The 12,680-nt window shown below is 66.1% G+C and carries 9 protein-coding genes; 8 read left to right on the forward strand and 1 reads right to left on the reverse strand.

All coding sequences use genetic code 11. The features are described 5' to 3' along the window. Positions 1-104: 104 nt before the first annotated feature. The 5 genes from UU9_RS07040 to glmS all read left to right on the forward strand — a co-directional run bounded on the left by UU9_RS07040 (position 105) and on the right by glmS (position 5,373). Complete coding sequence (locus UU9_RS07040) at positions 105-635, forward strand: DUF4398 domain-containing protein (protein ID WP_237710242.1); 531 nt, start codon at positions 105-107, stop codon at positions 633-635. After that, a complete protein-coding gene (locus tag UU9_RS07045; protein WP_007081044.1) occupies positions 632-1,270 on the forward strand; it encodes a hypothetical protein in 639 nt (212 codons plus the stop codon). Before UU9_RS07040 ends, UU9_RS07045 begins: the two co-directional genes overlap by 4 nt. A 450-nt stretch (positions 1,271-1,720) precedes the next feature. After that, on the forward strand, positions 1,721-1,948 hold the full coding sequence (locus UU9_RS07050; protein ID WP_007081045.1) for an HP1242/YdcH family protein: 228 nt from the start codon (positions 1,721-1,723) through the stop codon (positions 1,946-1,948). Between the two features lie 169 nt (positions 1,949-2,117). Beyond that, positions 2,118-3,488, forward strand: coding sequence for a pyridoxal-phosphate dependent enzyme (locus tag UU9_RS07055; RefSeq protein WP_007081046.1), 1,371 nt, complete (start codon positions 2,118-2,120; stop codon positions 3,486-3,488). A 55-nt stretch (positions 3,489-3,543) separates the two neighbouring features. Beyond that, the gene (gene glmS, locus UU9_RS07060; protein WP_007081047.1) at positions 3,544-5,373 is read left to right on the forward strand and encodes a glutamine--fructose-6-phosphate transaminase (isomerizing); all 1,830 of its coding nucleotides are present in this window, start codon (positions 3,544-3,546) and stop codon (positions 5,371-5,373) included. Positions 5,374-5,412: 39 nt separating this feature from the next. Here the strand turns inward: glmS and UU9_RS07065 are convergent, their stop codons facing one another. After that, positions 5,413-6,972: a protein adenylyltransferase SelO gene (locus tag UU9_RS07065; RefSeq protein ID WP_007081048.1), complete on the reverse strand. Its 1,560-nt coding sequence runs from the start codon at positions 6,970-6,972 to the stop codon at positions 5,413-5,415. Positions 6,973-7,102: 130 nt separating this feature from the next. Between UU9_RS07065 and UU9_RS07070 the strand changes: the two genes are divergently transcribed. The 3 genes from UU9_RS07070 to UU9_RS07080 all read left to right on the forward strand — a co-directional run bounded on the left by UU9_RS07070 (position 7,103) and on the right by UU9_RS07080 (position 12,617). Then, positions 7,103-7,690, forward strand: coding sequence for a DUF1415 domain-containing protein (locus UU9_RS07070; RefSeq protein ID WP_007081049.1), 588 nt, complete (start codon positions 7,103-7,105; stop codon positions 7,688-7,690). 120 nt (positions 7,691-7,810) lie between these two features. Then, positions 7,811-8,833 (forward strand): L-threonine 3-dehydrogenase, encoded by a 1,023-nt coding sequence (tdh, locus tag UU9_RS07075; protein WP_007081050.1) that lies wholly within the window; start codon positions 7,811-7,813, stop codon positions 8,831-8,833. A gap of 136 nt (positions 8,834-8,969) precedes the next feature. Then, complete coding sequence (locus tag UU9_RS07080; RefSeq protein WP_007081051.1) at positions 8,970-12,617, forward strand: DUF748 domain-containing protein; 3,648 nt, start codon at positions 8,970-8,972, stop codon at positions 12,615-12,617. Positions 12,618-12,680: the final 63 nt, after the last annotated feature.

Raw genomic sequence — 12,680 nt, forward strand, 5'->3', positions numbered from 1 at the left:
AATGAAGGATTATGCCTGCACACAATACGCTTCAAAACTCGATCAGGAATGTGATGGTGCACATCTTTTTTCAGCCGGCGCGGGCCTCCCGCCGACTTTTTGCGATGGCGACCGCCCTGGGCGTGGCGCTGGTTGTCGGCGGTTGCGCCAGCGTGCCGCCACCGGACAATGCGATGAACCTGGCGCAGAACCAGTTGCAGGCCGCACGCGACGCCGATGCGGCCGATTACGCGCCGGTCGACCTGGGGTTTGCGCAGGACAAGTTCCAGCAGGCACAGAACGCCATGGCACAGCGCAAGTATGCCGACGCCGCCAACCTGGCCGATGAATCGCGGGCCGACGCCGAACTGGCCAGGGCCAAGGCGCGACTGGGTGCGGCGCGCGCGCAGATCCAGGCCAAGGTGCAGGAGAACGCCCGACTGCGCCAGCAGGGTGAACAGGACGCGTCATCCCCCGCCCCGGCGGAGAACGACGCACCCACCGAGAATGCCGCCCCGCAACTCGACGACATGCCGGCACCGGCGGCCTCGGCACTCACCGCACCGGCGCCGGGCGAAGGTTTCCAGACCGTACCCAGCACCCCGACCCAGCCTGACCAGACTCCCGATCCCACTGCGCAGGGGAGCCAGCCATGAAACGTTTTCCGACCCTTTTCGCCGGCGCATTGCTGGCACTGGCCGGCGCACAAGCCGTGCATGCGGCGCAGGACGACATCGACGTCAACCGCCTCAACAACAGCCTCGACCAGCTGGCCAACGATCCCACGCTGGGCAATTACGCCCAGGCCGAACAGGGACGCGCCCACGATGCGATCAACCGGCTGGCGCAGGCGCGTTCGCGCGACCGCGCACATGAGCTGTACCTGGCCGAGCGCCGGGTGGATCTGGCCAAGGCCTCGGCGCAGTTGCAGGACGCCCAGCTCAAGCTGACCCAGCTCGATCGCGAGCATGACCAGATCCTGCTCGACAACAGCCGCCGCGAGGCCGACCGGGCACGCCGCGAGCTGGAGCGCCAGCGCATGCAATACCAGATGGCGCAGGAAGAAACCGCTCGTCTGCAACAGCAGGGCGAAGCGTATTCGCAAGCCGCCGAGCAGGCCCGCAACGAGGCCGCAAAAGCCAAGCGGCTCGCCGCCGCCCAGAGCAAGGTCGCCAGGGCCGCGCGGCGCGAAGCCGAGCTGGCGACCAAGGTGGCCAAGGCGATGCGTTCGCAGATGCAAAGCGGCGAGGAAGCGCCCGCGGCACCCGCGAAGGAACCCAAGAAACCGTAACCGCTGCGAGCTGTGCCGTTGCTCCCTCCCCTGCTCGCAGGGGAGGGTTGGGAGGGGTCGCTCTTGATCGTCCTCGCGAACCCGGGCACCCCCTCCCAGCCTCCCCCTGCGAGCAGGGGGAGGAGCAAAAAGCGGCGCTGCAACGCGCGATCGCCCGATCCATCCAACCTGAACGCAAAAGCCTGTTTCGACAGGTTTTTTCCTTTAATTTGACCGCGTTCAAACAAGCCGTGAAACCCGCTTGCTAACCCCTTCGGGCCGGTGTAGGGTCAAAGTCCCATGGGCACCCTGACCCATGGGTCACTGACCTGAATTCATGCCCATCAGCGTTCACATCCCCACCCGCGATTCCGGAGTCCCGGCGCGGGTCGTTGGTGCGCGCATGCGTTCATACGTCTGCGGGCGACCGCAATCAGGCGCCCGCCAGCCCACTCGCGAGGAGGTCGGATCATGTTTGAAAACCAGCAGCGTGACGATGTCGAGGCTTTGATGAAGGCGGATGCCGAATTCCGCCGGCTTTATCAACGACACAAGCAACTCGACAGCAAAGTCCACGATGCCGACATCGGCGTACTCCCCATCGATAACCTCACCCTCAACAGCATGAAGAAGGAAAAGCTGCAGGCCAAGGCTCGGCTCGAACGGATGTGGGAAAGTCGCAGAACCCTCACGCATTAACCTGCCCGGTTTGACATGACACGCGGCCCCGGCCTCCTTCGAAAGACGGATGCCGGGGCCGCCGCCGTTCTGGCGTAGCGCGCGCACCGGAATCGCCCATCTGCTCGGCTATCATTGACGTCTGTCACGCGGCGCATGGCGCCCGACCCCTTCTTGCAACGGAGCAACCATGACGATTCACCAAAGCGTCCTGGAACTGATTGGAAACACCCCGATGGTGCGTGCGCAGCACCTCGACACGGGCGTCTGCGAGCTGTTCCTGAAGCTGGAGAACGCGAACCCCGGCGGCTCGGTGAAGGACCGCATCGGCCTGTCGATGATCGAGGGCGCCGAGCGTGCGGGCAAGATCAAGCCCGGCGACACGCTGGTGGAAGGCACCGCCGGCAACACCGGCCTCGGGCTGGCGCTGGTGGCGCAACAGAAGGGCTATCGGCTGGTGCTGGTGGTGCCCGACAAGATGAGCCGCGAGAAAATCTTCAACCTCAAGGCGATGGGTGCCGAAGTGGTGCTGACGCGCTCGGATGTGGCCAAGGGCCATCCCGAGTATTACCAGGACATGGCCGAGCGCATTGCCAACGAAACGCCCGGCGCCTATTTCATCAACCAGTTCGGCAACCCGGACAACCCCGCCGCGCACATCCAGTCCACCGGCCCGGAAATCCTCGCCCAGATGGATGGCAGGGTGGACGTCATCGTGGTCGGCTGCGGCTCCTCGGGCACGCTGACCGGGCTGTCGCAATACTTCGCCGAGCACTCGCCAGCCACCGAGATCATCCTGGCCGATCCGGTCGGCTCGATCCTCTGCCAGTACATCAATGAAGGCACGCTCTCGACCAAATCCGCCAGCTGGATGGTCGAGGGCATCGGCGAGGATTTCCTGCCGTTGATCAGCGATTTCTCCCGCGTGCGCAAGGCCTATGCGATTTCCGACAAGGAGAGCTTCCTCACCGCGCGCGAGCTGCTGGCGAAGGAAGGCGTGCTGGGTGGTTCGTCCACCGGCACGCTGGTTGCCGCCGCGCTGAAGTACTGCCGCGAGCAGACCGAGCCGAAACGCGTGGTGACGCTGGTGTGCGACACCGGCAACAAGTACCTGTCCAAGATGTACAACGACTACTGGATGCTCGACAACGGTTTTCTGGAGCGCGAACAGCACGGCGACCTGCGCGACCTGCTGCTACGGCCGTTTGCCGAGCGCGACACGGTGGTGGTCGGCCCGAACGAACTGCTGGTCACCGCCTATACCCGCATGAAACTCTACGATGTGTCGCAGTTGCCGGTGATGGATGGCGACAAGCTGGTGGGTATCGTCGACGAGTCGGACGTGCTGATGCATGTGCACACCGACGAGACACGGTTCCGCGACGCCGTTTCCGTGGCGATGATCAGCGACCTGCAGATGCTGGACATGCGTGAACCGATAACGGCGTTGCTGCCGGTGTTCGAGCGCGGGCACGTGGCTATCGTGGTCGACGGTGACGATTTTCTCGGCCTGATCACGCGCATCGACCTGCTGAATTACCTGCGGCGCAAGGTCAACTGACCACTTCCGGCGCGTCACCGCGACCCGCCGCCTACCAATCCAAAGGATCTTCCCGATGTGTGGAATTGTTGCTGCCGTTGCCCAGCGCGATGTGGCGCCGCTGCTGATCGTTGGCCTGAAAGCGCTGGAATATCGCGGGTATGACTCGTCCGGCCTGGCCGTGCTGGCCGGCGGCGCCATCCAGCGCGTGCGCGCCAAGGGCAAGGTGCGCGAAATGGAAGCGCTTTACCTGGCCAATCCCCTGCCCGGCGGCACCGGCATCGCGCACACGCGCTGGGCCACCCATGGCGTACCCAGCCAGGCCAACGCCCATCCGCATATCGCCGGCCGCGTGGCGATCGTGCACAACGGCATCATCGAGAACCACGCCAGCCTGCGCACCGAACTGCAGCAAGCCGGCCACGTGTTCACCTCGGAAACCGACACCGAGGTGATGGCCGCCTTGATCGATCGTCAACTGAACAACGGACTGAAGCTGCGCGACGCCGTGCTGGCCACCGTCCGCGAGCTCGAGGGCGCCTACGCCATCGCCGTGGTCAGCAGTGACGAGCCCGACCGCGTGGTCGGCGCCCGCCGCGGCGCACCGCTGCTGGTAGGCCTGGGCATTGGCGAGAACTTCCTGGGTTCCGATGCGCAGGCATTGATCCAGGTGACCAACAAGATCATCTATCTCGACGAAGGCGACGTGGTCGAGATCACCCGCGACAGCGTGCGGATCTGCGGCCTCGACGGCCAGCCAGCCGAACGCGCCATGCACGAGAGCGAGCTGTCCGCCGACGCGGTCGAGCGTGGCGAGTACCGCCACTACATGCAGAAGGAAATCTTCGAACAGCCGCGCGCCGTGGCCGATACGCTGGAAGCGCGGCTGGGTCCGCACGGCGTGCTGCCCAACATCTTCGGCATCGAGAGCGACGAGTTGCTGCGCCGTACGCGCGGCGTGCACATCATCGCCTGCGGCACCAGTTACCACGCCGGCCTCGTCGCCAAATACTGGATCGAGGAATTCGCCCACCTGCCGGTGAGCGTGGAAGTGGCCAGCGAATATCGCTACCGCGAAGCGGTGGTGCCGCCGGACACGTTGCTGGTCGCCATTTCGCAATCGGGCGAAACCGCCGACACGCTGGCCGCGCTGCGGGAGTCGACCCGCCGCGGCTATCTCGGCACGCTGGTGATCTGCAACGTGCCCGAGTCGTCGCTGGTGCGCGAGGCCGACCTGAAGCTGATGACACGCGCCGGACCGGAAATCGGCGTGGCCTCGACCAAGGCCTTCACCACCCAGCTGGCCGCGCTGGCGCTGTTCGCGCTGGAGCTGGCGCAGCGCAACGGCATGGACCCGGCACGCCATGCCGAGCTGTGCGCCGAACTGCAGCACCTGCCGCGCGCCATTGAAGACGCCTTGAAACTGGAACCGGCCATCGTCGAGCTGGCGGCCGAGTTCATCCACCGCCAGCACGCCCTGTTCCTGGGCCGCGGCGCGCATTACCCGGTGGCGCTGGAAGGCTCGCTGAAGCTCAAGGAAATCTCCTACATCCACGCCGAGGCCTACCCGGCCGGCGAGCTCAAGCACGGCCCGCTGGCGCTGGTCGACGAAAAGATGCCCGTGGTGGCGGTGGCGCCGAACGGCCCGTTGCTGGACAAGCTGAAATCCAACCTGCAGGAAGTGCGTGCCCGCGGCGGCCGGCTGATCGTGTTCGCCGACGGTGCAGCCGGCATGGACGACATGACCGAGCATGGCACCACGTTGCGCGTGGCTTCCGGCGGCAGCTTCATCGCGCCGATCGTGTTCACCGTACCGCTGCAGTTGCTGGCCTATCACGTGGCCGTGCTGCGCGGCACCGACGTGGACCAGCCGCGCAACCTGGCCAAGTCGGTGACGGTGGAATAAACCGGGCGAACCCGCGCGGGCGGCAACACGCCGCCCGTCTCAGGAGCTGCACGAAAGCATCGAACAGCCCGCCTTGTGCCGCGCCCAGTCAGGGCGCTTCTGCGCGAACGCCTCGCGCCCCGGCTGGTCGTCGTAAGGCCACCGCATCACGTCGAGCAGTTCGTGGATGCCGCCGGCATCGCCGGCCTGGGCCTGGTCGATCGCGTTCTGCACCAGGTAATTGCGCAAGACATAGCGGGGATTGACCGCGCGCATGCGCTTGCGGCGTTGGGCGACGGTCTGCGGATCGTCAGCCAGGCGTGCGGCATAACGCTTCAGCCAGTCGTCCAGCAGCCGCTCCGCTTCACGCCGCTTCAACGCGTCGTAGAACGCGTCGTCCATGGCCGCCAGCGTGGGCGCTTCCGGGTCGACGTCGCCCAATCCGCGAAACCACAACGTCATGTCCACTTCCGCCTGCGCCAACAGCGCGTGCAGCGACTGCATCAACGCCACGTCGTCATCGCGGCATTCGAGCAGACCCAGCTTGGCGGCGATGTTGGCGCGGTCAGCGGCGGCATAGGTGGCCGCGTAGCGATCCAGCCCGGCCTGCAGCGGTTCGACACCGGAAAACAGCGGTGCCAGCGCGCCGGCGAGCCGGCTCAGATTCCACCAGGCCACGTCCGGCTGCTGGCCGAAGCGGTAACGGCGGCGCTGCGCGTCGGTGGTGTTGGGTGTCCAGTCCGGGTCGAAATTGTCGATCCAGCCATAGGGACCGTAATCGATGGTGAGGCCCAGGATGGACATGTTGTCGGTGTTCATCACGCCATGCACGAAGCCCACGCGCATCCAGTGCGCCACCATGCGCGCGGTGCGTTCGCACACCTGCCCGAACCACTCGCCATACAGCGCCTCGCCCTGCCCGCCAAGCTCGGGAAAATCGCGGCGGATGGTGAAGTCGACCAGCTGCCGCAGCAGCGCGGTATCGCCCCGCGACGCCGGCAGTTCGAAGTTGCCGAAGCGGATGAACGACGGCGCCACACGGCACACGATGGCGCCCGGTTCCGGCGCGGCATGGCCGTCGTAGAACATGTCGCGCAGTACCGGCTCACCGGTATCGATCAGGCTTAGCGCGCGCGTGGTCGGCACGCCCAGGTGGTGCATGGCCTCGCTGCACAGGAATTCGCGGATCGACGAACGCAGCACGGCGCGCCCGTCGGCGCTGCGCGAATACGGCGTGCGGCCGGCGCCCTTCAATTGCAGTTCCCAGCGCTCGCCGGCCGCATTGATCACCTCGCCCAGCGAGAGCGCGCGTCCGTCGCCCAACTGACCGACCCAATTGCCGAACTGGTGGCCGCCGTAGTTGGCCGCGAACGGCTGCATGCCCGGCAAAAGCGCGTTGCCGCCGAATACCCGGGCGAACGCCAGCGTGGTGATGTCCGTCGCGCGGATACCCAGCAGGGCCGCGGTTTCGGCCGAGTACGCCAGCAACCGCGGCGCGGCCACCGGCGTGGGCTCGACCAGCGAATACAGGGCGCCTTCGACCTGGCGCAAGCGCGCGCCCCGCTCGGGGTCGGCGGGCAGTTCGCGGACAAACGCATTGTCGAAACGCAGCTTGAGCATGCGGAGGTCGATCGGCAGGAGAGACCCATCCTATATCCGGCCGGCGACGATGCCTTGCAAGGCATCATCGCCGCCGAGCCGCACCCCCATCCGGCTATAGTCCGCCACACCGACATCCGCGGAAGCGCCCATGCCCGATACATCCAGCCTCAACGCCGACGCCCTGCCCGAGGACGCGCCCTATATCGCCGATACCACGCGCTGGGTGGAGCGCGCCGTGATCGGCTTGAACCTCTGCCCGTTCGCCCGCGCGCCACATGTGCAGGGCAAGCTGCGCATGCGCGTCAGCCATGCGCGCGACACCGACGCACTGCTCGATGATCTCTGCGGCGAACTGCAATCGCTGAATGCGCTGACGCCCGAAGCGTGCGAAACCGGCCTGTTGATCCACCCGTTCGTGCTCACCGATTTCCTGGATTACAACGACTTCCTCGACGTGGCCGACGCGGCGTTGCAGACGCTGGGACTGGAAGGCGTCTGGCAGGTGGCCAGCTTCCATCCGGACTACCAGTTTGCCGACAGCAGTCCCGACGACATCACCAATTTCAGCAACCGCTCGCCCTGGCCCACGCTGCACCTGCTGCGTGAGGCGAGCGTGGAGCGGGCGATGGAATCGATGAGTGACACCGATGCCATCTACCGCAACAACATCGCCACCCTGGAGCGGCTGGGCCATGCAGGCTGGCAGGCGCTGTGGCGCGACGACAAAAAAGGCTGAACGCATCGCGTCATCAACGGCGTCGCGTGACTTTCGGCAGGCGGCCCTTTTCGGCCCGGTCCTATAATCGGAGCATGCGCGAGAGCGCGCGCCGATCATGGAACCGTGATGCCCAAGATGATGAAGGCGCTGGTCAAGCGCAAGCCCGAGCAGGGCATCTGGATGGAAGAAGTCCCGGTGCCGCAGATCGGCCCCAACGAGGTGCTGATCAAGATCGAGAAAACCGCGATCTGCGGCACCGACCTGCACATCTACAAATGGGATGAATGGAGCCAACGCACGATCAAGCCCGGCCTCACCATCGGCCATGAATTCGTGGGACGCATCGTGGAGATCGGCCCCGGCGTCACCGGCTACAAGATCGGCGACCGGGTCTCGGCCGAAGGCCACATCGTCTGCGGCCACTGCCGCAACTGCCGCGCCGGTCGCCAGCATCTGTGCCCCCACACTGTCGGCATCGGCGTGAACCGCAACGGCGCGTTCGCCGAATACATGAGCATGCCCGCCTCCAACCTGTGGCCGATCCCCGACCAGATTTCGTCCGAGCTGGCCGCGTTCTTCGACCCGTACGGCAACGCCGCGCATTGCGCGCTGGAGTTCGACCTGATCGGTGAGGACGTGCTGATCACCGGTGCCGGCCCCATCGGCATCATTGCCGCCGGCATCTGCAAGCACGTGGGCGCGCGCAACGTGGTGGTTTCCGACGTCAACGACTACCGGCTGAAACTCGCCGCCGACATGGGCGCCACGCGGGTGGTCAACGTGGCCAACCAGTCGCTGGGCGACGTGGTGAAGGACCTGCACATCGAAGGTTTCGACGTGGGCCTGGAAATGAGCGGCAACCCGCGCGCGTTCAACGACATGCTCGACTGCATGTACCACGGCGGCAAGATCGCCATGCTCGGCATCATGCCGCGCGGCGCCGGCATCGACTGGGACAAGGTGATCTTCAAGGGCCTCACCCTGCAAGGCATCTACGGCCGCAGGATGTACGAGACCTGGTACAAGATGACGCAAATGGTGCTGACCGGCTTTCCGCTGCAGAAAGTGCTGACCCACCAGATCGCCATCGACGATTTCCAGCGCGGCTTCGACCTGATGGACGCGGGCCAGTGCGGCAAGATCGTCTGCTCCTGGAGCTGAAGATTGCGGCCCATCACCGGCACCCGTCGGCGCCGGCATCACGGTATCTGCGTAAACTTCCCATAGCCGGTCGCCATCGGCTGCAGGGAAGGCCCGGCAGGCTGTTGCCGGCCCATGACGCCACCGGAAAGTTCGCATGAATGCCCTTCGCTCCATGGCAGGTGCCCGCCTGGCGACAACCCGCGACAAGGCCCGGCAGTTGTACCAGTCGCATCGCGCGCGCAAGGTCGCACTGATCGCCGCCATCGTGCTGGTGGTGTTCGGCCTGCTGGGTTTCCTCGCCGCGCCGCCGATCATCCGCGGCCAGATCGAGAAGCGCGCCAGCACCGCCCTGTCACGGCCGGTGACGCTGAGCGCGGTGCACTTCAACCCGTTCACCCTGCGCCTGCAGCTGGATCGGCTGCACATCGCCGACCACGATGGTCGCACGCCGTTCGTGGACGTCGACGAGGCCGTGATCAACGCCTCATGGACCTCGCTGTTCCGCCGCGCGCCGGTGCTGGACGAGCTGCGCCTGCAGCACCCGCGAATCCACATCGTGCGCACGGCCGACGGGCGCTTCAACTTCACCGACCTGCTGGACCGCTACGCTTCCGGGCCCGCAGACCCGAAAGCGTCGCCGGCGCGTTTCTCGCTTTCCAACATCGGCGTGCATGCGGGCGACATCCAGTTCGATGACCAGCTGACCAAGGCCAACCATCACATCGAGCAACTGGAGTTGGGCATCCCCTTCATCGCCAACCTGCCCAGTGACACCGACGTGTTCGTGCAGCCGCTGTTGTCGCTGCGGGTGGATGGCAGTCCGTTGCGCATCGACGGCCACAGCAAACCCTTCACGGATACCCGCGAAGCGGTAATGCACTTCCAACTCGACCAGCTGGACCTGCCGCGCTACCTGGCCTACGTTCCCGTGCGGCTGCCGGTGGCCGTGCCCAAGGGGCGGCTCAGCGGCGACCTGGAGCTGCATTTTGCGCAAACCAGGCCGACGCCCGAACTGCAACTGACCGGCCACCTGCAACTGGACGACTTTGCGCTCGCCAGCAACCACGGCGAGCCGATCCTCGGACTCGGCCACGGCCGCGCCGAACTGACCGACGTGCAACCGCTGCTGTCGCGCTATCACCTGGGTGCGCTGCAACTGGATCGCGCACAGTTGCACTACACCCAAGGGGCCAGCGGTCACAGCAACTTCGACAGCCTGACCACCAACTCAGCACCAGCCGCACCCGATGCGACGCCGACCGATCTGCGTATCGCCTCGCTGGCGCTGACCGGCAGCGCCCTCCACTACACCGACGCCACCAGGCACAAGCTCGACCTGGATGACTTGCACGGCACGCTGCAGGGCCTGAGCCTGCTACCTGCCCCTGCTGGCCGGATCGATCTGGCCGCCCGGCTCGGCGGCGGTGCGCTCTCGACCAAAGGCACGCTGGATCTGGCCGCCGGACGGCTGGCGTCCCGACTCGGCATCAAGCAGGTGGATGTGGCCCCGTTGCAAGCCATGGCGCCGGCCATGGCCGCGCAGGTGACCAAGGGCAAGCTCGACGCCGACGGTCAGTTGCAGCTCGACTGGGGCAAGGCGTTCAACGCGCACCTGTCCGATGCGCACGTCACGGTAAGTGGCTTCGCGCTTGAAGCGCCGTCGAAGGAACACGGCACGCCACTGGCCTGGGGCAAGCTGCAGGCGGAACTGCGCCTGCTCGACCTGGCCAGCCGCCAGGCGCAATTGGGCACGGTCACCGTCAGCAAACTCGACCTGAAATTGCAGCGCCAGCACAACGGTGACCTCAGTCTGCTGGAACTGCTGGCACCGCCGACCGGCCAGCGAAAGGCTGCTGTCGCGACAGAACACGACCAACCGTGGCACTGGAGCGTCGCCCACCTCAGCCTCGACGACGGCGCACTCGCCTTCACCGACTTCGCCGCTGGCGCCAAGCCGGTCAGCCTGCAGCTGAAATCGCTCAAGGGCGGCATCGACAACCTGGACGACAAGCTGGGCGAGGCGCGTCCGTTCAAGCTGCAGGGGGCTCTCGATCGCGGCACGTTCGCCGCCTCCGGCAAGCTGCGTCCCTCGCCTCTGGGCGCCGACCTGCAGTTGGAGACCAGGCGGTTGGATATCGCCCGCTTCGAGCCGTACATCAGCGTGCCGCTGAACGTGACCGTGGCCGCCGCCCGGCTCACCAGCAACGGCAAGCTGCATTACGACGGTCGCGGCGATACATCAAAACTGCGCTACCAGGGCAACGCCGCGCTGGAACGCGTGCGCGTGCAGGACAAGCTTACCGGCGACGACTTCCTGCGCTGGCGCACGCTCAGCGCCGCGAACCTCGACGCCAGCATCGGCGAGGAGGCGCCACGCATACACATCGGCGCCCTCGCGCTCACCTCGTTCTACGCCCGCATGATCGTCAATGCGGACGGCAAGCTGAACCTGGCCGACGTGGTTGCCTCGCCCGAAGCCGCGCCGGTGTCGGTGACCCGCGCCGCCGGCACCACGCCGAACGCACCACCGCCACCGCGAGCTCCCGCCGCCACGTCGACCACAACTGTCGCCACCTCCGCGCCAGCCACGCCCGCGGCCGACATCCACATCGGCGACATCACCCTGGTCAACGGCCAGCTCAACTACACCGACAACTTCATCAAGCCCAACTACACCGCCAACCTCACCAAGCTCACCGGCAGAATCGGCGCGTTCGGCACCACCCCGGGCGACCCGCCGGCCGCGCTGTCGGTGCAGGCGGCGCTGGACGACGACTCGCCGGTGGACATCGGCGGCAGCATCAACCCGCTGCAACCGGTGGCCTTCCTGGACATCAAGGGCAAGGCCAACGAGGTCGAACTGACCCGCCTCGCCGCCTACTCCACCCGCTACACCGGCTATCCGATCACCGCCGGCAAGCTCAACGTGGACGTCCACTACATGCTGGACAACCGCAAGCTCAAGGCGGACAACCACATCTTCATCACCCAGCTCACCTTCGGCGCGCGCGACGAAAGCCCGGGCATCAAGCACATGCCGGTGAAGCTGGCGGTGGCCTTGCTCAAGGACACCCAGGGCAATATCGACGTGAACGTGCCGGTGTCCGGCTCACTGGACGATCCGCAATTCAGCATGGGCGGGCTGATCTGGCGCGCCATCGGCAACCTGATCGCCAAGGCCGCCACCGCTCCGTTCCGCCTGCTGGCCGGTGCCTTCGGCGGTGGCGACGAGGACCTTGGCCATGTCGAGTTCGCGCCGGGCTCGGCCGTGCTCGACACGGCGGCGCAGGCGCGCCTGGGCAAGATCGTGACCCTGCTGCAGCAGAAACCTTCGCTCAAGCTCGGCATCATCGGTCGGGTCGATCCAGGCAAGGATCAGGACGGCCTGCGCAAGGTCACGGTGGAAAACCTGGTGCGCCGCGAGAAGGTGCTGAACACCGAAGGCAAGGACGCCGACACCTCCGACGCCGCATTGGCAGCGGTCAACGTCACCCCCGACGAGTACGGAAAATACCTGCGCCGCGCCTATCGCCACGACGACCTGCAGGACAAGCCACGCAACTTCCTCGGCCTGAAGAAGTCGCTCGAACCCGACGAGATGCGCAGCCTGATGGAAACCGATGTGCCAGTGGACACCAAGGCCATGCGCGCGCTGGCCGAGCGCCGCGCCGCGGCGGTGCAAACGTGGCTGAAGGGCAAGCTGGACGACGCGCGCGTGTCGCTGCGGGAGCCGCAGCTCGACGCCAAAGGCATCGACGACAAGGGCAAGACCACGCGCGCGGATTTCAGCCTCAAGCAATAGCGCCTCGCACACCGTGTCGGGCTTCCTTCCCTGCGCCGCGCCAAGCGGTCAAAATCGAGCTTT

The organism is Rhodanobacter fulvus Jip2, assembly GCF_000264315.1.
Classification (GTDB): Bacteria; Pseudomonadota; Gammaproteobacteria; order Xanthomonadales; family Rhodanobacteraceae; genus Rhodanobacter; species Rhodanobacter fulvus.

Coding starts and splice junctions, on each gene's coding strand:
- UU9_RS07050 (WP_007081045.1), top strand. CDS start 1,721: ATGTTTGAAAACCAGCAGCGTGACGATGTCGAGGCTTTGATGAAGGCG.
- UU9_RS07070 (WP_007081049.1), top strand. CDS start 7,103: ATGCCCGATACATCCAGCCTCAACGCCGACGCCCTGCCCGAGGACGCG.
- UU9_RS07080 (WP_007081051.1), top strand. CDS start 8,970: ATGAATGCCCTTCGCTCCATGGCAGGTGCCCGCCTGGCGACAACCCGC.
- UU9_RS07045 (WP_007081044.1), top strand. CDS start 632: ATGAAACGTTTTCCGACCCTTTTCGCCGGCGCATTGCTGGCACTGGCC.
- glmS (WP_007081047.1), top strand. CDS start 3,544: ATGTGTGGAATTGTTGCTGCCGTTGCCCAGCGCGATGTGGCGCCGCTG.
- UU9_RS07040 (WP_237710242.1), top strand. CDS start 105: ATGGCGACCGCCCTGGGCGTGGCGCTGGTTGTCGGCGGTTGCGCCAGC.
- UU9_RS07055 (WP_007081046.1), top strand. CDS start 2,118: ATGACGATTCACCAAAGCGTCCTGGAACTGATTGGAAACACCCCGATG.
- UU9_RS07065 (WP_007081048.1), bottom strand. CDS start 6,972: ATGCTCAAGCTGCGTTTCGACAATGCGTTTGTCCGCGAACTGCCCGCC.
- tdh (WP_007081050.1), top strand. CDS start 7,811: ATGAAGGCGCTGGTCAAGCGCAAGCCCGAGCAGGGCATCTGGATGGAA.